Source organism: Janthinobacterium sp. PC23-8 (assembly GCF_002250505.1).
Taxonomy (GTDB): Bacteria; Pseudomonadota; Gammaproteobacteria; order Burkholderiales; family Burkholderiaceae_D; genus Janthinobacterium.
In genome coordinates this window covers 343,489-364,879 of sequence record NZ_NJGY01000003.1, presented here as the reverse complement: position 1 = coordinate 364,879, position 21,391 = coordinate 343,489, and the positions used below count along the sequence as shown (strand labels likewise).

The window sequence follows — 21,391 nt, the reverse complement described above, 5'->3', positions numbered from 1 at the left end:
GGTCAACATACCAAGTTTCACTCCATGGTCAATGGCAAATAATTCGATCCTAACTTGATTGACATACACATGAACACAACATCTGATGGCGTGAGTATTGAGGCCGGAAACAGCGTGCAATCCGGCCTGCGGTCCCCTGGCGCCCTGCCAGCGGCGGCACTACCGAACGAGGTCTACGACGTGGTGGTGGTGGGCGCGGGATTTGCCGGCATCGCCGCCGCGCGCGAACTCGGCTCGCGCGGCCTGAAGGTGGCGATTCTGGAGGCGCGCGACCGCATCGGCGGTCGCACATTTCTCGCCCAGAAAGACGCGGAGAAGTACGAAGTCGGCGGCACCTGGATACATTGGACTCAAGCCCATGTATGGAGTGAGATACGCCGATACGGTCTCTCCATCCGCGAGTCGCTCAGCGGCACGCCTTCCAGCATGAGCGTGCTGACGGCCGCAGGCCTGGTCACCGGTGATGCGCAGCAAATAGGCAAGCAGATGGATGAGGCGCTGACGGCCTATTGCGACGTCGACGGCAAGGGCGGCCGAGAGGCAATGCCGCACCCCTTCGCGACAACGGCCGAGGCAGCGCCTGGCCTGGACGAGATCAGTCTTGCGCAGCGTCTTGCCGGCCTGACGACGAGCGGTGTGCAGCGCGAATTGGTCCTGTCGTTTCTCACCATGAATGCCGCCACCGATCCGGCCAAGGGCGGCTTTTTTGACCAACTGCGGTGGTGGGCACTGGGCGATTACTCGACCCAAGCGCTGCTTGAACGCCTGGGCCGCTACAAGATCGCCGAAGGCACTTGCGCACTGGCCCTGGCCATGCTGGAAGACGCCAACGCCGACCTGCTGCTCAACGCTCCTGTCTCCCATATCGATCGGTCGGAAGCAGGCAAGGTCGTGGTCAGCACCGGGGCAATGAGCGTCGAATGCAAAGCGGTCGTCGTCGCGGTGCCGATGAATGTCTTGCAGGGTATCAACTTCCACCCACCACTGGCCCCATCACGGTCGGCCGCGCATCTCGAACGGCAGGTCTGCGCCGGCACCAAATTCATCGCACGCGTTGATCGCAGCGTCGGCGCATGGGTCGGGTTTGCCCCCTATCCCAACGCGATCACGATGGCTGTGGCTGATCGCGAGGTCGACGGAAAATCGGTCATTGTCGGCTTCGGGCCGGACGACATGATCGACGTCACCAACCTTGAACAGATCGAGAGGGAACTGCAAGCCTTGCTGCCCGGGATACGCGTCGAAGAGGTGATCGCTCACGACTGGATTAACGACCCTTATTCCAAAGGTGGTTGGACCTGGTTTGCGCCCGGCCAGACGACGAGGGTGCTGGCGACGCTGCAATGCCAGGCGCCCCCGCTCTTCTTCGCCAACACCGATTGGGCCGTTGGCTGGCGCGGTTTCATCGATGGCGCCATCGAGGATGGCATTCGCGGCGCGCGCGATGTGCTCGGCTTTCTGCGGCCACGGTCGCGCGCTCAATAACACCACTAAATCATTTCTCACCGCAAGGAGCAAGCATGGATCTTCAACAAACTATCGAAAAGCTGCAAACCCTCTGCCAACGTGGCGACGCGCGAGCAGTCCGGGACGAACTCTTCGCAGACGATGCCACCCTCTGCGGCGAGGGCGCCGAAAACATCACTTCCGGAGCCTCTGCGCTGCTCGAGGCGCTGACCGACATGCTCAAGGTCACGCCGCACCTGTCGATCCGCGCCGTCAGCATCACCGAACTGGCCGAAGGCGCGGCGGTGAGCTGGCTTGAATGGTCGTCACCGCCGGCGCAAGGCATGGCCGGAGAGCCCATGCGCTTTCGTTCGCTGACGGCCTGGGCAAAGCGTGGCGACGCATGGGTCATCGTGGCCGACATGTACGGCATGGGCGCCTTCGGCGCCTGACCGCCCCATAACGCCCCATCCACCCACACCGGGAAGATAGAACATGTCTGAACACACCAATGGCCGGCACGAACACACCGGCTTGAAAAAAAACGCGATCGGCTGGTTCAGCGTGTTCCTGATGGTGATCACGACCAACGGACCGCTGACATCCATGGCCGGTGGCGTTCCCGCGAGCATTACCTTGGGCAACGGTATCGGCCTGCCGGGTTCGTACGTGATTGTCTGCGCGGCGTATCTGCTATTTGCAGTCGGGTTTTGTGCGATGAATCCTTACGTGCAGAACGCCGGCGCATTCTACGCTTACATCACCAAAGGTCTCGGCATCATCCCCGGTGTGGGCGGCGCAGGCATTGCGGTGTTTTCCTACAATGCGATGCTGCTCGCGTGCTATGGCATGCTGGGGCATTTCATGCACGTGGCATTTGCCGCGCTCGGCATTGACGCGCCCTGGTGGATTTGGGCCAGCGTGTCCGCCGTGGCCGCGAACTTCCTCTGCGTGCGAGGCATCGAGTTCAGCGGTCGCTTGCTGTTGCTGCTCATGGCGTCCGAAGTCGGCGTCATCTTGCTTGCCGACTTGCTGGTGTTGCTACACCGGCCCGCAAGCGACTCCCTGAGTCTGTTACCTTTTTCGCCGGACGCCGTCTTCACGCCAGGATTCGGACCGTCGCTGATTTTCGTCGTCGCCTCCTTCATGGGATTTGAGACGGCCGCCATCTATTCCCAGGAGGTGCGTGATCCACAGCGCGCAGTGCCTCTCGCCATGTACAGCTCGATTCTCTTTATCGGCCTGCTGTTCGTGGGATCGATCTGGCTGATGCTCAATCATTTCGGCATGTCCGCATCGCTGGACATGGCCGCCAAGAATCCCGGCGCCATGTGGCTCGACATGTTCGCGACCCTGGCCGGGCCGACTGCGGCAAAGGCGGCGGCGGTTCTGGTACTGACCAGCCTGTTCGCGGCGGTCCTCAGTTTCACCAACGTGGTCACGCGATACTGGCATGTCCTGGCGGTTCGCGGCCTGGTCTGGCAAGCCCTCTCCAAGACACATGTCCGGCATCAGTCGCCACACATCGCGTCGGCGGCGCACACGGCCGTGATGCTGCTGCTGATCCTGGTCTGCGCAAGTACCGGGCTCGACCCTATGCTGCAGGTCCTGCCGCTGGCAAGTATTCCCGCCGCCATCGGTGTGCTGATGGCACAGAGCCTGACGGCCATCGCCATCGTCAGCTTCTTTAGAAAGCATCGAAGCGGCGTATCGCTTTGGCGCTCCCAGCTTGCGCCGACCCTCAGCGCGATCATTCTCATCTATTTTTTGGTACAGATGATACTGCATGTCGAACTGCTCTCGGGCCAGCCAGCTCTGCCGAGCTACACGCTGGCGCTGAGCGTCGTGCTTGTTGGCTGCGCCGTTTCCGCTTATGCTGTCTACCTTCGCCACAGCTCTCCGCATCGGTTTGAGCAACTCTCGGAGTTCGTCGCACAATCATGACCGCGAGAGTCGCACAGCCGTAAGACCATCGAACATGTCAACCAGGCTGTACAGCTTCATACCGGTCGCGCCGACCATGCGCGGCAACGAAAAGGTCGCCGCCATTGTCACCGAGGCCCGCAACTTGTTACTGCAAAATGGCGTCAGCCATTTCTCGCTCAGAAGTGTGGCCACGGCGCTTAACATCAGACTTTTCAACATCCAGCACTACTTCCCGACCACCCAGTCACTGCAGTATGCGGCATTGGAACAGGCGGTCGCATCGTTCGACGCCGAACTTGCGGCCTTCCTCAGCACACAGAGCATGGCGAGCGCTGAAGCGGCGTTCCGGGAATGCTGCCGATACTACTTGCGCATGAACGCGCGCCGCTCGGTGCGCTTCTTTTTCTTCGAGTTGGCCTCGGTGGCGCAGCGCGACCCTGTCATCGAGGAAATGTTGCGCCAGCTCTATCAAGAATACTTCAGCAGAATCCGCACGGTGCTGCAGTCCGTGAATGGCGCACTTTCGCCTGCGCAACTCGACGAGCGTGTCGAACTGATTGCCGCCCAACTCGAAGGGACCATGCTGGTCCTGAAGGCCGACGACGAGGCCGTGGACGGACATTGTGCTTCGGAGGAGCGGCGCCTTGACTTTATTCTGGCGATCGCCACGGGACGGTCGTGGCAGAATTAATGCCCCCATGACTGCAAGCGCATGCATTGAGCATTAAGCACCGGGCAAGCTGGCGGCCACAGTCCACCAACGGAACATAGCCGCCCATGAAGCCATGACTACGCCGACAACTGCGCCTTCGAGCGCGCCCAGCTGATGATCGTATTGGCATCGACCGCGCCCGGCTGGCGCGCCACTTCGATGCCGTTCTGGAACAGCGCCAGGGTCGGGATGCTGCGGATGGCATAGCGGGCGGCGATGTCCTGCGACGCTTCGGTATTGACTTTGAGCACCCGAAACGCCGGCTCCAGGGTACGCGCGGCCTGGGCGTAGAACGGGGTCATGGTGCGGCAGGGGCCGCACCATGGCGCCCAGAAGTCGACCAGCACGGGAAGGTCGGTGCGCTCGATATGCTTCAAAAAGCGCGCGCTCGACAGGTCCACCGGCGCGCCGGTAAACAAATCCTTATGGCATTTGCCGCAGGCAGGCTGCTCACGCAGGCGCGCCGGCGGCAACCGGTTGACGGCGTCGCAATGGGGGCAGACGATATGCAGGGCTTCTGGCGTGGTCGAGGTCATGATAATGGAGCCGCTGGCTGATTCATAAAAACCCTACCTTAGCAGAAATCGCTGCCGCCTTCCGCAGGCGTAGCTTACAGGAACAGCGAGGCGGCAATCGCCCACATCACCAGCGCAATAATACCGTCGAGCACGCGCCAGGCGACGGGCCTGGCGAACACGGGCGCCAGGTAGCGCGCGCCGAAACCGAGCACGAAAAACCACAGCGCCGAGGCCATGATGGCGCCGCCGGCAAAATACACGCGGCCGCTGCCTTCGTGCTGGCCGCCGATCGAACCGAGCAGTATCACCGTGTCGAGAAAGGCGTGCGGGTTCAGCAAGCTGAAGGCCAGCGCCGCGCCGATCACGGCCCAGTAGCCGTCCGGCGCCTTGGCGGTCGAGGCCGTCAAGGCGGCGGGACGCCAGGCCGATTTCGCTGCCCGCAAGCCGTAGGCGATCAGGAAGGTGGCGCCGCCAGCCTTGGCCCACAGCAGGAAGCTGGGGTTGTCGGCGATAACGGTGCCCATGCCGGCCACGCCGGCCGAAATCAGCAGGGCGTCGCACAGCAGGCAGACCAGGATGCAGGTCAGCACATAGTGGCGTTTCAGGCCCTGTTTCAACAGAAAAGCGTTTTGCGTGCCGATGGCCACGATCAGGCTGGCGCCCAGGCCCATGCCTTTCAAAAAAATTGCGCTATCCATGGTATTTCCTTTCCAGTGCTTTCCGTTCGCGCGCAGCCGCCCACGCCCGGCCGGCAAGAGGCTAAGCAAGTACGCATAAATTCTTGTGGATTCTGACTTCCATAACCGGCGCTCTGCGGCGTTGCCCGCTGCTCGCAGTGCCCGCACTGCGTCGCATCGGGCGCCTTTGCGGGAGTATCGCCTTGCAAGGCGATACCGTTGCGCAGGCGCGGGACAGGTCCCGCGAATTCCCTGCTCCGCCATCCGGTTCTGTTCGTCATAATTTCACAATAATTTCTTGGCACTTACTTAGCCGAGGCTGTAAAAGGTAGAAGGACGGTGGGCGCCATGATCTTGGCGTTGCCGGCTGTGCCGGCGGTGCCGCGCGCGAAGGAAGTTGTTACCCTAAGACATCAGTGTAAAGGAAAAGTAAATATAAGTATAATCAATGATTCTAACCTTATATAAGAGATGTTTATGCGCGTAGTCGACTACCGGGGGCTGGCCGCGCTCGACGCCGTCATCGGACTGGGCAGCTTTGAAAAAGCGGCGCAGGCGCTGGCCATCAGCCAGCCGGCCGTCTCGCAGCGCATCCGCACGCTGGAAAACCTGGAAGGCACTTTGCTGGTCATTCGCAGCCAGCCGCCGGCGCCGACCGAAGCGGGCCAGCGCCTGATTGCCCACTACCGGCAAGTCAAGCTGCTCGAAGCGGCGCTCGACACCCAGCCCGGCCCCAGCACGCGCCTGCCGGAACTGGCGATCGCCGTCAACGCCGACAGCGCCGCCACCTGGATACCCGAAGCGCTGGGGCCGCTCTTGAACCCGCCGTCGTGCCTGCTCGACATACGCCTCGACGACCAGGACCATACCCTGAGCCAGTTGCGCGAGGGACGCGTGTTTGCCTGCGTCACCAGCGCCACCGACCTGGTGGCCGGCACCACCGCCACGCCGCTCGGCGCCATGCGCTATCTGTGCGTGGCCTCGCCCACGTTTGCCAGGCGCTGGTTTGCCGACGGTTTCACGACCGAAGCCGTCAGCCAGGCGCCCGCCATCACCTTCGGCAGCAAGGATGCGCTGCATGAACGCTACCTCGAACACCGGCTCGGCTATACGGGCCGCTATCCGCACCATGTACTGGGCTCGGCGCGCGACTTCGTGCGCCTGATCGAAATGGGCTACGCCTACGGCATGGTGCCGCTGCTGCAGGCGGAAACGGCGCTGGCCGGCGGCCGCCTGGTCGACGTGGCGGCCGGCCAGGCGCTCGACGTGCCGTTGATCTGGCACGCCTGGGATATCCAGACGCCGCTCACGCGCACCCTGTCCGATGCGGTGATCGCCACGGCCCGCACATGGCTGCTGCAACCGTAAGACTACTGGCCAGCAGTGTGCGCCTGCCGCCGCGCAAGGCCTACACTGATACAACAATCAAGCAACAATTCAACACAGGCAGATTCCATGAGCATTGCACGCAGCACGATATTGACTCTGCTCGCATTTATTCCCGTAACGGCCGGCCTGCTGGCCTGTTCTCCGCTGAGCGCCATCAATGCCTTGTCCTCAGGCAGCGCATCGACAGTCACGCCCGACCTGTCGTATGGACCGTTGTCCCGGCAAAAGCTCGATGTGTATGCACCGAAGCACCACGCGGGCCTGGCGCCGGTGGTGGTGTTTTTTTATGGCGGCAACTGGAATAGCGGCGGGCGCGCCGACTATGCGTTTGTCGGCCATGCGCTCGCCTCGCGCGGCTATGTGGCAGTGATCGCCGACTACCGCCTGTATCCGCAAGTGCATTACCCGGAAATACTGCAGGACGCAGCGCGCGCCGTGGCCTGGACGTCACTCGAAGTGCGCCGCTACGGCGGCGATCCGGCCCGTCTGTTCGTGATGGGTCATAGCGCGGGCGCCTATAACGCGGCCATGGTGGCGCTCGACGCCAGCTGGCTGGCCCGGCACGGCATGCGCCAGCAAGACTTGCGCGGCTGGATCGGCCTGGCCGGCCCGTATGACTTCCTGCCGATCGAGAACCCGGATACGAAACCGGTGTTTTTCTTCCCCGACACGCCCGCCTCCTCGCAGCCGGTCAACCATGTCACGGCAACGGCGCCGCCGGCGCTGCTGATCGCGCCCCGGCGTGGCCACGACAAGCTGGTCGATCCCAGGCGCAACACCGGTGGCCTGGCCGCCGCCCTGCGCGCACAAGGCCGTCCCGTGACGGAACAGTATCTGGACGGCGTCAGCCACGCTACCCTGGTCGCTTCGCTGGCCGGTCCCTTGCGCAGGCTGGCGCCCACGCTGGACCATATCAGCGCCTTTATCGACGCCAACAGCGGGCCAGAAACAAAAACGCCCGTCCGGTAAGGGACGGGCGCAGGCGAACTACCGCATCAGCCAGGGTTCAGGATGGCGCTGCCTGCCCGGGTCTCGGTCCCCGTGCCGACAGCGCTGCCTTGGCAGGCCGATGCTGTTTCTTACTCCTTGCGGCTGCTGGTCTTGCTTTGGCTGCCCGTGGCATGGCTGGCCGATGCTTGTGCACCGCCGCTGGCGCTTTCGCTGGCGGACTGGCCACCACCTTGGGCGCTGCCCTGGCCGCCGCTTTGCAGGCTCTGGCCTTCACGACCCTGGGCGCGCTGGTCGCGGCTGTAGCCGTTACCGTTCTGGAAAGCTTGGAACGGCTCTGCGATACGCTGCATGGTTTCTTGCTGCTTGCGCAGGTTTTTTTCCGTTTCTTCCGAAGCCGTACGGGCCACTTCCTCGGCCAGGGCCTTGGCGGTGCGGCTGGTTTCGGACACGTGCTGCTCGGCCACAGTGGCCAGTTCCACCTGGGTGTCGGCGGCCACGCGCGACAGTTGTTGCTGATACACACGCAGCTGTTCGGCGGCCGGCTGGCCCGAGGCGGCAGCCACACGGAGCGCATCTTCGGGACGCTCGACCGTGATCATGTTGTGCGTGGCGATGGTGGCTTCTTCCAGCAGGCTTTGCGCCAGTTGCACATGCAGGTCGCTGATTTGCTGCACCGAATGGAACAACGATTTCGTGATGCCGTTAAAGAACGACAATTGGGCTTCCAGGTGGCTTTTTGCGGCAGGAGTGACATTACGCGAGTATGGATACATGGAGTTTCCTTTAACGTGACATGGGATTGAGACGCCAAAACGGCATCAGGCTATACGCGAGAAACATGACTGCATGGAGGACAGCTGCTTTACAACGCGAGTCACAAGGCTACGTGAGCACCACGGGCCAGGGTTGATCTGGCTCAAAGATGCGCAAGGCTGCGCAAAGAATGCAGCAGGGCCTGCGCACCCTTGGCGAGGCGCAAGACAGAGCAGAAGACGCCATACGGGCCGGGCAGGCCGTTTCAACCGACCCGCGTATAGCCCTGGCGCTCCAGCGACGCCGCCAGCCAGCGGTTGCCATACCAGCCGCGCAGCAGCAGGTAGGACAGCTGCACGCAGCTGGCCAGCAGCATCGCCGCCTCCCTGCCCTGGATATCGGCCAGCTCGGCGCAGGCCGACAGCACAACGTCCAGGCACAGCATGGGCAGCAGCCACCACCAGCGGCGCTTGGCGACCGCCCACAGGGGACCGAGGAAAAACGCGGGCCAGGAAAAGCCCGCATGCACGTACGCGTAACGGCCACTGCCGTCAGCGTACAAGGTACTGCCTGCTTTCATGCCATCCTTAACGCAGATTGCCCGTATGACCGAGCGAATAGCGGCCCGGCTGCGGCCACACGGTCAGGCCATGCGGCTCCTGGCCCACTTTCACTTTCTTCACGTCGCCGCTGGCGGTGTCGATGCGGTAGACCACGTCGTCGAAGCGGCCGGACAGCCACAGGTATTTGCCGTCGGCCGAGACATTGCCCATGTCGGGGCTGCCACCGCCCGGGATCACCCACTGCGCCACCACTTTTTCGGTGGCGAAATCGATCACGCTGACGCTGCCCTTGCCATTGCGCTTGCCATGGATGCGGTGCGTGCCGCGGTTGGCCACGTACAGTTTCTTGCCGTCGCGGCTCGGGTACAGGCCGTGCGCGCCGACGCCGGTCTGGATAAAGCCGATTTCCTTCAGGGTGGCGCCATCGACGATGTGCACGCCGTCGGCGTCCATGTCGGCGATAAAGAACTTCTTGCCATCCGGGGAAATGCGTATGTCCTGCGGCATGCCCTTCTTGACGCTGCAGATTTCATTGGCCGGACCGCCGACAGGGCCGGACTCGGCAAAGCGCTTGGCCGGCATCTGCAGCTTCAGGTAACCGTCGACCTTGCGACCCACCAGGTCGATCTTGGCGATGGTGCCGTCGAATTCGCAGGTGAACATGGCGTAGCGGCCATCGTTCGAAAAGTCGGCATGGTTGATGCCGCCGCACTGCGGCGTGTCGATCGAATACTGCACCGCCATGGTCTGCGGATCCCTGAAGTCCAGGCGGTGGCGCGCTTCGGCCACCACGATGGCCGACTTGCCGTCCGGCGTGTAATACATATTGTACGGATCGTCGACCGCCACTTCCTTGCCGTGCTTGCCCGTCAGCGGATCGATCGGCGTCAGGCTGCCCTTGTCGGTGCGCTCGGCATTGTTGGCCACCCACAGGGTGCGCAAATCCCACGACGGCACCACGTGCTGCGGGCCCAGGCCGACCTTGAACTTGTCGACCACTTTCAAGCTTTCCTGGTCGATCACATACACATCGTTCGAACGCAGATTGGGTACGTAGACGCGCGGCAGATGGTCCTTGACCACGGCGCTCATGTTGGCCGCGCCGATGCTGCCATAGACGTTTTTCGGGTCCACCAGCGGCGGCATGCCGGGCAGTGGCGAATAAGCGGGCGCCGCCGCTGCAGGTGCCGAGGCGGGTGCAGAAACGGCCGCGCCGATGACCTGGCTGGCCACGCCCAGGCCGGCCAGTGCGGCGGCCAGGGCGGAAACGGTGACGAGGGTGCGTCGTTGGAGTGTTTTCATGTCAGTTCGCATATTGTCGTTGCAAATGCCGGGCGCCCGCTGGCGTCCGGGAGGAAAGAGTTATTTGTGCTGCAGCCATTGCCTGATGGCCGCCACCGAGGTGTCGACCTGCAGTTTGATGCCGATCTGGCCCAGTTCGGCGGTGGCGCGCGTGGCGTCGCCGCGCACGCCGTCGGCCACGCCCGGCCTGGGGCCATGGACCATGGCTTCGCTGCGCACCATAGCCGGCTCGGTCGCCAGCATCAGCGCCGCGTCCGCCAGGCCGGCATGCAGGCCGATCTCGGCCGTGCTGAAACCGCGCTTCTGCAGCTCGGCAATGAATTTTGTCTGGGTGATGTCGTAATAGTCGAGCAAAGCCCAGGCGCGCGCGTCCTGCCCCTTGCCGCCCGTGCTCCAGGCGCGGTTCAGCTTGGCCGCGACGTTCTGTTCGTTCTTCTGGTAGCCGCCATGGTCACCGATAAAGACAATGTCGCGAAAACCATGCTGGCGCAGGCTGGCGGCCGCGCCTTCGAGCACGGCTTCAAAGGCGGCTGGCGGTATCGAGATGGTACCCGCATGGCGCATATGGCCGGCCGGCGGTGAGATCGCGCCTTCCGGCACGTAGGACACGACCGGCGCGACGATGGTATTGCCCAGCTTTTGCGCGATCTGGCGCGCCAGGATGCCGGCGCGCGTATTGTGCTTGCCCAGCGCGATATACGGGCCGCTCTGCTCGACGCCGCCGATCGGGACAATGGCCGTGGTGGCGCCGTGCGCGATGCGTTCGCGCAATTCGCTGCTGGTGAGTTCTTCCAGCATCACGCTGGACGAGGACGCTGCGGCCAGGCACGACAAGGGCAAGGCGAGGGTCAGGGACAAGGCAAGCAGGCAGGCGCGAGGCGCCAGTGGCAGGCGGTACTGCAAATTCATCATCAAACATCTTTCGTGGTCATCAAGCGTGACGCCCTGCCTGGCAAGACCAGGCAAGCTGCTGCCACGAGGAATTGTATTCCATCACGGCAGCAACGGCACGTTAATTTGACACTGTTTGCTGCGAATTGACTACAGCAAACTTTTCAGGCAAGCAGGCGCTGCGCACGCTCCACGCGGCGCGGCGCCGTCGACACCGGCAAGCCACCGGCCACGCTCAGCTTGCGTGCACCCGCTTCGCCGCGCAGGCGGAACACGGCCACCACGTCGACCAGTTCCACGGCGCGTTCCTCCAGCGAGGCTGCGGCAGCAGCGGCCTCTTCCACCAGCGAGGCATTCTGCTGCGTCACCTGGTCCATTTGCGAGATGGCCTTGTTGACCTGCTCGATGCCGGCGCTCTGCTCGCCGCTGGCATTGGCGATCTCGCCCATGATGTCGGTCACGCGGCGGATGCTGGTCACGATCTCTTCCATCGTGGCGCCGGCCTGGTCGACCAGGGCGCTGCCGGTGTTGACTTTCTCGACGGAGTCTTCGATCAGGCCCTTGATTTCCTTGGCCGCCGCCGCGCTGCGCTGGGCCAGGTTGCGCACTTCGGTGGCGACCACGGCAAAGCCGCGGCCCTGTTCGCCGGCGCGCGCCGCTTCGACCGCCGCGTTCAGCGCCAGGATATTGGTCTGGAAGGCAATGCCGTCGATGACGCCGATAATGTCGGCGATCTTCCTGGCCGATGCATTGATCGAACCCATGGTGCCGACCACCTGCGCCACCACCGCGCCGCCCTTGCTGGCCACTTCCGAGGCCGACACGGCCAGGGTATTGGCCTGGCGCGCATTGTCCGTATTCTGGCGCACGGCCGAGGTCAGCTGTTCCAGGCTGGACGCGGTTTCTTCCAGGCTGGAGGCTTGCTGCTCGGTACGCACGGACAGGTCGGCATTGCCGGCCGTGATCTGGCCGGCGGCCACGCTGACCGTATCGGCCGAGGTGCGCACGGTGGCGATCACTTCGACGATGCGCGCGAGGAACTGGTTGAAGGCGGTGGCGGTGCGCCCCACTTCATCCATGCGCTCGACCGGCATGGCGGCCGACAGGTCCAGCGTGGAACTGACGCGCTCGAGCGTGCTCTGGATATTGCCCAGGCCGCCGCTGATGGTGCGGTAGATATGCCAGGCCAGCGCACCCGTCAGCAGCACGGCCACGGCCAGCACGGCCAGCATGGTGTTGATCGCCATGTCATAGGCGGCCAGGCTTTCCGCTTTCACGTCGGCGACCAGCTTGTTGTTGTAGGCGATATGGTCATCCATGCTTTTCTTGGCGGCGGCGGCCGACAGGGCCAGCGGCGTGCCGGCGAGCAAGGTGGCGCGCACGCCGTCCATGTCGCCCGCGTAGGCGGCAGCGAAGAACGGCACCAGCGCGCGGCGATAGGCTTCCATCGCGGCCTGGTCGGCATCGAGCATCTTGCGGTCGGTCTCGTCGTACAGGCGTTCGGCGCGGTATTTGGCGACCAGGTCGTCGAAATCCTTGTTGGCAGCGGCCAGCGCCTTGTCCAGCGCGGTCTTGTCGGCCAGGTTGGAAAATACCGACAGCCGGTAGCCGGCCAGGCGCGAGTCGGTCAGGGCGGCTTTCGCCGCGTTCAGGCCCTGGATGCTGGGAATGATGCGGTTCTGGACCGTATCGAAACGTGCCTGGGCGCGCTTGAGCTCGATGGCGCCGCCGGCGCCCAGCAACAGCAGGGCCAGCAAGGCGATCGATAGCGTGAGGATTAATTGCTTGGTGATATTCATGGTGTCCTCGTCAGTGAAGCAGGAGTAATGATTGAAATGAATGGAGCGGAGCGGAGCGGCGCGGCGACAGCTTATGCGGCCAGCGCCGACTGTTCTGGCGTGCGGCGCAACAAGTCGCCATGCTCGCGGCAGAAGGCGGCGCCGGCCTTGTAGCCCACGTCGAACAGCAACTGCATGTTCGAGCTGGACCAGTCCAGGGTGTCGGGCCAGTGCTGCTCCGGGATGCCCCCCATCAGGTCGAGCTTGAGCAGGCGGCGCTTGGGCTGGCCCGTGCGCGCGTCCGTGTTGTGCTCGAGCTCGAACAGGCGCAGCTCGGACTTGGAAATTTTCACCAGCGGCGTAATGATGGAGCGCACCCAGGCGTCGTACAGATTGCGCGGCTTGCGCAGCAGGCGCTCATCGCCGAGGATGTCGAGAATGACCAGGGTATCGGCATCGTGATGTTCGCCCTTGCCTTCGATAAACGGATCGAAATTGAGGGTGTCGAGCGCCGCGCCTTCGATGTAGTCGTTGCCGTCGATCGTGGTCGGTGCGTACAGGAACGGAAACGACAGCGCCGCACGCACGTGTTCGGGCGCGATTTCATGCTTGCCCCAGTTCTGCATGCGGTGTTCGGTCAGGTTGTAGGCATTGATGTAGAACTGCGGGCGCATGGTTTTCACGCCCGAAAAATCCACGGCTTTTTCCAGGAAGGGCAAGTGCGCGCACAGGCCCAGGCTTTTTGACGACAGATCCGATGGCGACAGCGACGACAGCATCAGCTTGCCCCAGTCCGACCAGGCCGTAGGCGCCCCCGCAAACGTTTGCTTGAATGCTTGCACGAAAGGATTGCTGGCAGGTGGCTGGAACACGTCGCGGAACGTGCTGGCCTGCATGCCCGGCTTCTGGAAAATCTTGTAGTTAATCGGGATCATCTTGTAGATGCTGTCGGCGACCCCGGTATCGGCCCAGCTTTGCAGCGCCTGCCGCGGCGTCGCCTCGTGCGGCGTGGTGTAGAGCAAGCCCATCAGAACGCCCGCGCCCGATGCGGAGATAACGTCGAACTCGATCCCTTCGTCGACAAAGGCGGCCAGCGCGCCGGCGATCAGGGTGGAATTGGGGGCGCCGCCGCCCAGCAGCAAACCGGTCTTGCGGGCCGGCATCGAAGCCACGGCGGGGACTTTTACATTGCTAGGTTTCATGCACACTCCTGAATGGCGGAGCAGTCATGCGCCCCTGGGATGAATAATCGCTTGTGCTGTCCGCAACACTATCTTAGTGAAACAATGTTGCAAAATGCGATATTAAATTAACATAAATTAATTCCATATGGCAATTTAGTTGTCGTATATGCGATATTCAGAAATACCATAAGCAGTGTTCATGCGGCCTGCCGGTGTTGCAGTGCAGCAAAAAAAATATTATGAAAGACTGTCAAGAAGTGTTGCTGCATGGAAAATTTGGCAACTTCAGAACCGTGCCGGAAGCGCAGTCTCAGGAACCGGCGGAGAAATGCAGATGGGCGCACAGAAAGTCGACGAATACCCGCAGCTTGGGCGACAGATGGCGGCTCGATGGCCACAGCACCCAGAACTTGCTCGACGCCAGCAGGTATGGCTGCAGCACCGCTTGCAGTTCGCCCCGCGCCACGGCGTCTCGCACGATAAAGTCGGGCAAATAAGCCAGGCCCACGCCCATGCTGGCCGCGCCGATCAGCGCTTCGATATTGTTGCAGGTGAGCACGGTACGCAAGCGCAACTCCGGTGCGGCAGGCGCCTCGCCATGCGATAGCGCCCACTCCTGCAATTTGCCGGTGCCGGGGAATTTGTAGCGCACGCAGGCATGCAATTGCGAGGCCAGCGCCTGCGGCGTGGCCGGCACGCCGTGGCGGGCAAAATAGGCAGGCGAACCGACGATGGCAAACGCAAACGGCCCCAGTTCGCGCGCCATCAGGCGCGAGTCGGTCAGGGCGCCGCTGCGCACGGCCACGTCGATGCCTTCGGCCACCACGTCGACCAGGCGATCATTGAAATCGAGATCGAGCTCGATTTCGGGATACAGCCTGGTAAATTCGGCCAGCAGCGGCAGGATAATGCGGTAGCCGATCACCGGCAGGCTGACCTTGAGCTTGCCACGCGGCGCCCCGGCCAGATGCGACAGTTCCACCTGCGCATCGTCGATATCGGCCAGGATGCGCTGGCAACGTTCGTAGAACAGCGCGCCCTCGTTGCTCAGGCTGATGCGGCGCGTGCTGCGGTTCAGCAGCCGCACACCGAGTTTCTCTTCCAGCCGCGCCACGCTCTTGCCCACCGCCGAAGCCGACACGCCGAGCTTGCGTGCGGCCGCCACATAGCTGCAGGTTTGCGCCGCATGCACGAAGGCGGCAATGCCGTTGAGGTTGTCGATCGCCATAATTAGAGCGTTTTTGTCCGTTATGAATGGATTTTCAGCCACTTTTTCTATCATTCAAGCCATCCTATCATGGAATTCCTCTCTCACCGGATGCCTCCCATGACTTCTGTTTCCCCAAGAACACGGCGCCGGCTGGTGCTGGCCGCCGTCTGCCTGGCCGCGCTGTGCATGCCGCTCAGTTTCACCGGCCCCGCAATTGCCATCCCATCGATTGCCTTTGATCTGCACGGCAGCCCACTGGCGCTGGCCTGGATCAGCAATGCCTTCATGCTCAGCTTTGGCAGCTGCCTGATGGCGGCCGGCGCGCTGGCCGACCGCCATGGCCGCAAGCGCCTGTTCCTGCTCGGCCTGTCCGTATTCACCGCCGCCGCCCTGGCCCTGGCCTATGCGCCCAGCATCGCAGTGCTGGGCCTGCTGCGCGCCGTGCAGGGCCTCGGTTGCGCACTGGCCTTGTCCAGCGGGCTGGCGGCGCTGGCCCAGGAATTCGACGGCGCGGCCAGGGCGCGCGCCTTCAGCCTGATCGGTACGTCCTTTGGCACCGGCCTGGCCTTTGGCCCCATCGCGGCAGGCAGCCTGGTCGCGTCCCTCGGCTGGCGCAGCCTGTTTGCCCTCACCGCGCTGGCGGGGCTGGCGGCGCTGATCCTGGCGGCGTGCACCATGCGCGAATCGCGCGATCCGCAAGCGGCCGGGCTCGATATTGCAGGCGCCCTCAGCTTCACCGGCGCGCTGTCGCTCCTGACCTATGGTTTGCTGCAGGCGCCCCACAGTGGCTGGAGCAGCCCGAGCAGCTGCGTCTTGCTGGCTGGCGCGGCGCTGCTGCTGGCGCTGTTCTTGCTGGTCGAGCGGCGCCATGCGCGGCCCATGCTGGATCTGTCGCTGTTCCGCCTGCCCGCCTTTGCCGGCGTGCAGCTGCTGGCCGCCGCGCCTGCATTTTCCTATGTGGTGCTGCTGGTGCTGCTGCCGGCGCGTTTGATCGGCATCGAGGGCTACAGCGCTTATGCGGCCGGCGCCATGATGCTGGCCCTGTCGGCGCCCATGCTGGTGCTGCCGATCCTGGCCGGCCTGGCGGCGCAACGCCTGCTGGCGGCGCATATTTGCAGCGCCGGCCTGCTGCTGACAAGCGGCGGCCTGCTGTGGCTGTCACTATGTGCGCCCGGCGTGCCGGCCGCCACCCTGCTCGGCCCGCTGCTGCTGATCGGCGCCGGCATCAGCCTGCCCTGGGGCTTGATGGATGGCCTGGCGGTGAGCGTGGTGCCGGTGGAGCGGGCCGGCATGGCGGCCGGCATTTTCAATACCACGCGCGTGGCCGGCGAAGGCATTGCGCTGGCCATCGTGGCCGCGCTGCTGGCCACATTCACCGCAACGGCGCTGCGTGCGCTGTCCGGCGTGGATTCATCCGCCGCCGTCCTCGCCGCGCCCCTGCTGGCGATCGGCGACTTGCGCCAGGCCGCCGCGCTGCTGCCGCACGCCAGCGTGCAGGAACTGGCGCAAGCCTATGGCGCGGCGTTCCGCCATCTGCTGCAGGTGCTGGCCGCCATCAGCACGGCTTCGGCGCTGCTGCTGGCCTTCTTGCGCCAGCCGGCCGGCACGTTCGCCTGCTCCCGGCATGGCACGCATGAGCGCTTCGTGACGCGGGCAGAACTGCTGCGCTTAGATCAGGACCGCACTAGCTTATGACTTAAAATTCTATCAAGCATGCCGACCTGGCAAGCGCCGCATGGCACAATGGCGGCGGATTTCAACCCCACAAATTCAAAACCGGAGACCCAACATGAGAATCGAAACCCTGGCCGTGCATGCCGGCTATACCCCAGACCCGACCACCAAGGCCGCCGCCGTCCCCATCTACCAGACAGTGGCCTACGCTTTTGACAATGCCCAGCACGGCGCCGACCTGTTTGACCTCAAAGTGGCCGGCAATATCTACACGCGCATCATGAACCCGACCCAGGACGTGCTGGAAAAACGCGTGGCCGCGCTCGAAGGCGGCGTGGCGGCACTGGCCGTGGCCTCGGGCATGGCGGCCATTACCTATGCGATCCAGACCATCGCCGAAGCGGGCGACAATTTTATCTCGGCCAGCCAGCTCTACGGTGGCACCTACAATCTGTTTGCCCACACCCTGCCGCAGATCGGCATCGAAGTGCGCTTTGCCGATGCGCGCCAGCCCGACACCTTTGCCGCGCTGATCGACAGCCGCACCAAGGCGATTTTTTGCGAATCGATCGGCAACCCGCTGGGCAATGTGACCGACGTGGCGAAACTGGCCGAAATAGCGCACGCCCACGGCATTCCGCTGATCGTCGATAACACGGTGCCCAGCCCTTATCTGTTCCGCCCGATCGAGCATGGCGCCGATATCGTCGTGCACTCGCTGACCAAATACCTGGGCGGCCACGGCACCACCGTCGGCGGCGCCATCGTCGACAGCGGCAAATTCCCGTGGGCCGAACATAAAGAGCGCTTCAATCGACTCAACGAACCGGACGTGTCGTATCACGGCGTGGTCTATACGGAAGCGTTCGGCCCGGCCGCCTTTATCGGCCGCGCCAGGGTGGTCCCGCTGCGCAATATGGGTGCGGCGATTTCGCCGCTCTCCGCCTTCCAGCTGATCCAGGGCATCGAAACGCTGGCTCTGCGCATGGACCGCATCTGCGACAACACGCTGGCGCTGGCCAAACACCTGAAACACCATCCGAAGGTGGCGTGGGTCAATTACGCCGGCCTGGAAGACCACCCGGACCACGCGCTGGTAAAAAAATACATGAACGGCCGCGCCTCGGGCATCTTGTCGTTCGGCCTGAAGCTGGCGGCCGGGGAAGATCCGCGCGCGGCCGGCGCCCGCGTGCTCGACGCGCTGCAGCTGTTTACCCGCCTGGTCAATATCGGCGACGCCAAGTCGCTGGCCACCCATCCGGCGTCGACCACGCACCGCCAGCTGAACCCGGAAGAACTGGCCAAGGCTGGCGTGTCGGAAGACATGCTGCGCCTGTCGGTCGGCATCGAGCATATCGACGATCTGCGCGAGGACCTGGAGCAGGCGCTGGCGGCGGCGTAAGGCTCCTTACGCCAGCAGGCGGGCCACCTGGGCGACGCGCTCGTCCACCGTGCCCGCCACCTCCACACAAGCGATCCCGCGCCGCGCCAGCTGCGCCTGGTACCACGCATGCTGGCGCGCGCGGAAATGCTCGTCGCGGCGCGTGCCGTCCTGGATAAACGGGAAGTCCGGTGCGCACAGCAGCACCAGGTCATAGCGGTGCTCGGCCAACCGCGCCAGTTCCGGCTCGGCGCGGCCGAACATCTCGACGCAGTAGAAAAAGGTGGTCATCGGCGAGGTATCGCAAAACAGCCAGCGCCGCGCCTGCCCTGTCGCTTGCGCCTCGCGTTTGAGCTGTTCGCGGCCGATCTTCAGCAAGTCATCGTATTCCAGCACGCCATCCTGGCTTTCCCACAGTTCGCGGCCATATTCGGCCACCCAACTGGTGCCGAAATGCGCGGCCAGTGCAGCGGTGAGCGTGGTCTTGCCGCTCGATTCGCCGCCGAGCACGCAGATGCGCGTGACCAGGCTGGCGTACACCAGCGGCGACACAAACGCGCGCTGTCCGTGCGGGTCGCAGCGCACGGCCGTGCCGGAAACTGGCACCAGGTGTCTTGCCTGGTCCACGCTGACATGGGCCACCGGCGCGCCGGCATAGCACTCGCCCAGCACCCGCGCAAAGCCGGGACCATAGTCTTCGCTGGAAAACACGGCGTCGACCGGCAAGTTCAACACCGTCCAGCACAGCCAGCCCATAAAATGGCGATGTACCTCGCCATCGTCGAGTTCATTGTGCGGCAAGGTACGGGCGGCAACACCGCGCGCCGCGCACAAGGCGGCTACCCGCTCATCATCGAGCACAAGAATAGTCGCTTGCGGATACAGGGCGCGCAGCCAGCCTTCCCTGCGCGCCGGCGCCATGCCCGGAAATTCGGGCTTGGTGTAGCTGACGATCAGCAGTTCTTCGCAGGCGCCTTGCGCGCGATCGAGCAGCAGTTGATGACCGTGGTGCAGCGGACAGAATTTGCCGACCACCAGGGCGCGTTTGTACAGGTTCATGCCGCCGCTTCCTGCAGATCCGAGGTGTATTGCATGATCTTGTCTTCCGCCAGCAGGGCCGCCACCGTGATCTCGCCAAAGAACGGTGCGAGCAGGGCGCGCGCCTGTGGCGCCTGCGCCATGGCGCCGGGGGCCAGGCGCAGCACGATGGAACCGTCCTGCCGCTGGTGCACGCCGAACAGCGCGATGGCCAGCGGTTTGAGAGCGTGCGTGATATCGATATTGTTGATCCAGGCACCGCTGCGGGTGCGGTAGCGCAGCGGACTGCGCCCGGCCAGCCCGACCAGCACCGGGCCATCGGGACCGTGCATCAGCGAGGCATAGTCGCCCGTGCGGTAGCGCAGCAGCGGCAGGCAGAAGTTGAAGCCGCCCGTAACCGTGATTTCGCCACGCGCACCCTGCGCTACAGGCTTGCCTTCGCCATCGAGGATTTCCACGTACAGGCGGTGCTGCAGCAGTACATGGCCGCCGGCCGCGTCGTCATGCACGGCCACCGGCCCGACTTCATTGAGCGAATAGATATCGAGCACGGGGCAGTCGAAACGCTGTTCCAGGCGCGCGCGCATGCCCGGCAACAGCATCATCGACACCGACATCAGCGCAGCCGGCCGGTGCGTCATCGGCAACGTCAGCAACTCGGCAAACGAGATCGGGTCGCCCGCGATCAGCTCGGGCGCCATCGCGTCCAGATAGCGCGCGCGGTCGCCGGGCTGGCGCCAGTCGTCCACATGCAGGTTCAGCTTGGCCAGCCCCGACTCGCCCATGGTGGGCGTGACGGAGACATAGGTAAAGCAGCGCCGCTGGTGCCCCAGCAGCATCACTCCCACCTGCCCGGCGCCATGGCGCAAGGTCACGCCAAAGCGTTTCAAGGCGCGCTTGTGGTAGGCCAGGTAGCGCCCCGCCACCACCGGGTGCGAGGCGATCAGCAAGGGGTGGCCGGTGGTGCCGGTGGTCTGGAAATTGATCATGCGCGACACGTCGGCGTCGTCCGGCACGAAGGCGGCAATATCGTGCGACAGGTCGGCGCGGCTGATCAAAGGCACGTCGCCCAGGCGCGCCGGGGGCGAGCCGCAGTCGCGGTAATGCGGCACCGTGGCCCAGACCTGGCGCAGGAAGGCCGCCATCCAGCCTGGCGGCTCGCCGGGTTGCCAGGCGATCACGGCGTCCATCACTTCGCGTTCATGGGCGCGCAAGGCCGCCACCTCGCCAGCGAGCAGCTTGTTGCCGCTGCGGTTGCGGTAGAGCGGCGCCGCAGCGTGATTGCGCAACTGGGCCAGCATGCGCCGGCCCGCGTCCGTCAGGGTGGGGCAGTATGCGAGATCGCTGTCCCAGGCGCCGGCCGGCAGGTTCGCCTCCGGGTGCGGGTGCGGGTGCGGGGAGGTCATTCGCGCGACCATTTGTCGGCCGACTCCTCGGCGGCCTTTTTGGCCAGCGCTTCGCGAATCTCGCGCGAGCGCTGTTCGGCCGCGCGGCTCGCCGCCAAAAGGCGGCGCCGCTCGGTGCCGCTGATGGCGGACAATCTGTCGATGGCCTGCGCCTCGCTTTCGTCGCCGGGACGAAAACCGAGGCGTGCCAGCACGATGCGCGCCAGTTCCTCGCGCCGCTCCGGGTCTTGCGTGTACTGGTGGGCGGGCGCGGCGGCGGCCAGCTCGCGCGCCGCTTCGCCGAGCACCTGCAGCAACTCAGTCTGCGCCAGTTGCCGCGCGACAAACCACTCGTCGGCCAGCAGCCAGCACATGATCATGGCCAGCGCCAGGCGGTTGCGGTCGGCCCTGACCTGGGCGCCGTGAAAACCCTGCAGCGAGACAGCCGCTGCGCGCGCGCCGTGCAGCAGCAGGATGTCGTTGACCAGCGCGGCGACAACTACCGCTTGCCGGTTATGCACGCCGGCGATGCACGGCTCGCGCAGGAAGTCGGCGGGCGTGTCGGCCAGGCGGTGGGTGAGCACTTCGAGATGGGGACCGGCTTGCTTCATGC

Annotated in this window: 20 protein-coding genes; 8 read left to right on the top strand and 12 right to left on the bottom strand. The window is 64.1% G+C overall.

Annotation, left to right across the window (positions count from 1 at the left end; translation table 11 throughout):
* Positions 1 to 69: 69 nt before the first annotated feature.
* Genes CD932_RS21165 through CD932_RS21150 form a run of 4 tightly spaced genes read left to right on the top strand, consistent with a single transcriptional unit; the run spans position 70 to position 4,063 of the window.
* Positions 70 to 1,485 (top strand): NAD(P)/FAD-dependent oxidoreductase, encoded by a 1,416-nt coding sequence (locus CD932_RS21165; RefSeq protein ID WP_094444775.1) that lies wholly within the window; start codon positions 70 to 72, stop codon positions 1,483 to 1,485.
* A gap of 35 nt (positions 1,486 to 1,520) precedes the next feature.
* Positions 1,521 to 1,898 carry a DUF4440 domain-containing protein gene (locus CD932_RS21160; protein ID WP_094444774.1) on the top strand — a complete coding sequence of 126 codons (378 nt, stop codon included), beginning with the start codon at positions 1,521 to 1,523 and terminating at the stop codon, positions 1,896 to 1,898.
* Positions 1,899 to 1,941: 43 nt separating this feature from the next.
* Positions 1,942 to 3,390 carry an APC family permease gene (locus tag CD932_RS21155; protein WP_094444773.1) on the top strand — a complete coding sequence of 483 codons (1,449 nt, stop codon included), beginning with the start codon at positions 1,942 to 1,944 and terminating at the stop codon, positions 3,388 to 3,390.
* 34 nt (positions 3,391 to 3,424) lie between these two features.
* On the top strand, positions 3,425 to 4,063 hold the full coding sequence (locus tag CD932_RS21150; protein WP_094444772.1) for a TetR/AcrR family transcriptional regulator: 639 nt from the start codon (positions 3,425 to 3,427) through the stop codon (positions 4,061 to 4,063).
* Positions 4,064 to 4,161: 98 nt separating this feature from the next.
* On the opposite strand, the gene trxC is transcribed toward CD932_RS21150, so the two are convergent.
* Positions 4,162 to 4,620, bottom strand: a complete 459-nt coding sequence (gene trxC, locus CD932_RS21145) for a thioredoxin TrxC (RefSeq protein WP_094444771.1) — start codon at positions 4,618 to 4,620, stop codon at positions 4,162 to 4,164.
* Between the two features lie 74 nt (positions 4,621 to 4,694).
* The gene (locus CD932_RS21140) at positions 4,695 to 5,300 is read right to left on the bottom strand and encodes a LysE/ArgO family amino acid transporter (protein WP_094444770.1); all 606 of its coding nucleotides are present in this window, start codon (positions 5,298 to 5,300) and stop codon (positions 4,695 to 4,697) included.
* A 456-nt stretch (positions 5,301 to 5,756) separates the two neighbouring features.
* Here CD932_RS21140 and CD932_RS21135 point away from each other — a divergent pair, with 456 nt between their 5' ends.
* Both CD932_RS21135 and CD932_RS21130 read left to right on the top strand, forming a co-directional pair.
* Positions 5,757 to 6,647 (top strand): LysR family transcriptional regulator ArgP, encoded by an 891-nt coding sequence (locus CD932_RS21135; RefSeq protein WP_094445299.1) that lies wholly within the window; start codon positions 5,757 to 5,759, stop codon positions 6,645 to 6,647.
* 87 nt (positions 6,648 to 6,734) lie between these two features.
* Complete coding sequence (locus tag CD932_RS21130) at positions 6,735 to 7,637, top strand: alpha/beta hydrolase (protein WP_094444769.1); 903 nt, start codon at positions 6,735 to 6,737, stop codon at positions 7,635 to 7,637.
* Between the two features lie 110 nt (positions 7,638 to 7,747).
* On the opposite strand, the gene phaP is transcribed toward CD932_RS21130, so the two are convergent.
* The 7 genes from phaP to CD932_RS21095 all read right to left on the bottom strand — a co-directional run bounded on the left by phaP (position 7,748) and on the right by CD932_RS21095 (position 15,312).
* The gene (phaP, locus tag CD932_RS21125; protein ID WP_094444768.1) at positions 7,748 to 8,392 is read right to left on the bottom strand and encodes a TIGR01841 family phasin; all 645 of its coding nucleotides are present in this window, start codon (positions 8,390 to 8,392) and stop codon (positions 7,748 to 7,750) included.
* A gap of 245 nt (positions 8,393 to 8,637) precedes the next feature.
* Positions 8,638 to 8,952: a DUF2628 domain-containing protein gene (locus CD932_RS21120; protein ID WP_094444767.1), complete on the bottom strand. Its 315-nt coding sequence runs from the start codon at positions 8,950 to 8,952 to the stop codon at positions 8,638 to 8,640.
* Between the two features lie 7 nt (positions 8,953 to 8,959).
* Positions 8,960 to 10,237 (bottom strand): YncE family protein, encoded by a 1,278-nt coding sequence (locus CD932_RS21115; protein WP_094444766.1) that lies wholly within the window; start codon positions 10,235 to 10,237, stop codon positions 8,960 to 8,962.
* A gap of 60 nt (positions 10,238 to 10,297) precedes the next feature.
* Positions 10,298 to 11,149: a creatininase family protein gene (locus CD932_RS21110; RefSeq protein WP_254926698.1), complete on the bottom strand. Its 852-nt coding sequence runs from the start codon at positions 11,147 to 11,149 to the stop codon at positions 10,298 to 10,300.
* Between the two features lie 143 nt (positions 11,150 to 11,292).
* Positions 11,293 to 12,927, bottom strand: a complete 1,635-nt coding sequence (locus tag CD932_RS21105; RefSeq protein WP_094444765.1) for a methyl-accepting chemotaxis protein — start codon at positions 12,925 to 12,927, stop codon at positions 11,293 to 11,295.
* A gap of 71 nt (positions 12,928 to 12,998) precedes the next feature.
* A complete protein-coding gene (locus CD932_RS21100; protein WP_254926697.1) occupies positions 12,999 to 14,108 on the bottom strand; it encodes a patatin-like phospholipase family protein in 1,110 nt (369 codons plus the stop codon).
* A gap of 292 nt (positions 14,109 to 14,400) precedes the next feature.
* Positions 14,401 to 15,312, bottom strand: coding sequence for a LysR family transcriptional regulator (locus CD932_RS21095; protein ID WP_094445297.1), 912 nt, complete (start codon positions 15,310 to 15,312; stop codon positions 14,401 to 14,403).
* Positions 15,313 to 15,417: 105 nt separating this feature from the next.
* Here CD932_RS21095 and CD932_RS21090 point away from each other — a divergent pair, with 105 nt between their 5' ends.
* Both CD932_RS21090 and CD932_RS21085 read left to right on the top strand, forming a co-directional pair.
* On the top strand, positions 15,418 to 16,995 hold the full coding sequence (locus CD932_RS21090) for an MFS transporter (RefSeq protein WP_094444763.1): 1,578 nt from the start codon (positions 15,418 to 15,420) through the stop codon (positions 16,993 to 16,995).
* Between the two features lie 94 nt (positions 16,996 to 17,089).
* Complete coding sequence (locus CD932_RS21085) at positions 17,090 to 18,376, top strand: O-acetylhomoserine aminocarboxypropyltransferase/cysteine synthase family protein (RefSeq protein WP_094444762.1); 1,287 nt, start codon at positions 17,090 to 17,092, stop codon at positions 18,374 to 18,376.
* Between the two features lie 6 nt (positions 18,377 to 18,382).
* On the opposite strand, the gene CD932_RS21080 is transcribed toward CD932_RS21085, so the two are convergent.
* From CD932_RS21080 to CD932_RS21070, 3 genes are read right to left on the bottom strand one after another with little or no spacing between them, the layout of a single operon-like run.
* A complete protein-coding gene (locus CD932_RS21080) occupies positions 18,383 to 19,414 on the bottom strand; it encodes an AAA family ATPase (protein ID WP_094444761.1) in 1,032 nt (343 codons plus the stop codon).
* Positions 19,411 to 20,799, bottom strand: a complete 1,389-nt coding sequence (locus CD932_RS21075) for an AMP-binding protein (RefSeq protein ID WP_094444760.1) — start codon at positions 20,797 to 20,799, stop codon at positions 19,411 to 19,413. The genes CD932_RS21080 and CD932_RS21075 overlap by 4 nt, the downstream gene beginning before the upstream one ends.
* Entirely contained in the window at positions 20,796 to 21,389 is a 594-nt protein-coding gene (locus CD932_RS21070) for a hypothetical protein (protein ID WP_094444759.1), read from the bottom strand. Before CD932_RS21070 ends, CD932_RS21075 begins: the two co-directional genes overlap by 4 nt.
* Positions 21,390 to 21,391 lie beyond the last annotated feature (2 nt).

Coding starts and splice junctions, on each gene's coding strand:
- CD932_RS21165 (WP_094444775.1), top strand. CDS start 70: ATGAACACAACATCTGATGGCGTGAGTATTGAGGCCGGAAACAGCGTG.
- trxC (WP_094444771.1), bottom strand. CDS start 4,620: ATGACCTCGACCACGCCAGAAGCCCTGCATATCGTCTGCCCCCATTGC.
- CD932_RS21120 (WP_094444767.1), bottom strand. CDS start 8,952: ATGAAAGCAGGCAGTACCTTGTACGCTGACGGCAGTGGCCGTTACGCG.
- CD932_RS21090 (WP_094444763.1), top strand. CDS start 15,418: ATGACTTCTGTTTCCCCAAGAACACGGCGCCGGCTGGTGCTGGCCGCC.
- phaP (WP_094444768.1), bottom strand. CDS start 8,392: ATGTATCCATACTCGCGTAATGTCACTCCTGCCGCAAAAAGCCACCTG.
- CD932_RS21155 (WP_094444773.1), top strand. CDS start 1,942: ATGTCTGAACACACCAATGGCCGGCACGAACACACCGGCTTGAAAAAA.
- CD932_RS21070 (WP_094444759.1), bottom strand. CDS start 21,389: ATGAAGCAAGCCGGTCCCCATCTCGAAGTGCTCACCCACCGCCTGGCC.
- CD932_RS21140 (WP_094444770.1), bottom strand. CDS start 5,300: ATGGATAGCGCAATTTTTTTGAAAGGCATGGGCCTGGGCGCCAGCCTG.
- CD932_RS21110 (WP_254926698.1), bottom strand. CDS start 11,149: ATGATGAATTTGCAGTACCGCCTGCCACTGGCGCCTCGCGCCTGCCTG.
- CD932_RS21080 (WP_094444761.1), bottom strand. CDS start 19,414: ATGAACCTGTACAAACGCGCCCTGGTGGTCGGCAAATTCTGTCCGCTG.
- CD932_RS21075 (WP_094444760.1), bottom strand. CDS start 20,799: ATGACCTCCCCGCACCCGCACCCGCACCCGGAGGCGAACCTGCCGGCC.
- CD932_RS21115 (WP_094444766.1), bottom strand. CDS start 10,237: ATGAAAACACTCCAACGACGCACCCTCGTCACCGTTTCCGCCCTGGCC.
- CD932_RS21130 (WP_094444769.1), top strand. CDS start 6,735: ATGAGCATTGCACGCAGCACGATATTGACTCTGCTCGCATTTATTCCC.
- CD932_RS21160 (WP_094444774.1), top strand. CDS start 1,521: ATGGATCTTCAACAAACTATCGAAAAGCTGCAAACCCTCTGCCAACGT.
- CD932_RS21100 (WP_254926697.1), bottom strand. CDS start 14,108: ATGAAACCTAGCAATGTAAAAGTCCCCGCCGTGGCTTCGATGCCGGCC.
- CD932_RS21135 (WP_094445299.1), top strand. CDS start 5,757: ATGCGCGTAGTCGACTACCGGGGGCTGGCCGCGCTCGACGCCGTCATC.
- CD932_RS21085 (WP_094444762.1), top strand. CDS start 17,090: ATGAGAATCGAAACCCTGGCCGTGCATGCCGGCTATACCCCAGACCCG.
- CD932_RS21150 (WP_094444772.1), top strand. CDS start 3,425: ATGTCAACCAGGCTGTACAGCTTCATACCGGTCGCGCCGACCATGCGC.
- CD932_RS21105 (WP_094444765.1), bottom strand. CDS start 12,927: ATGAATATCACCAAGCAATTAATCCTCACGCTATCGATCGCCTTGCTG.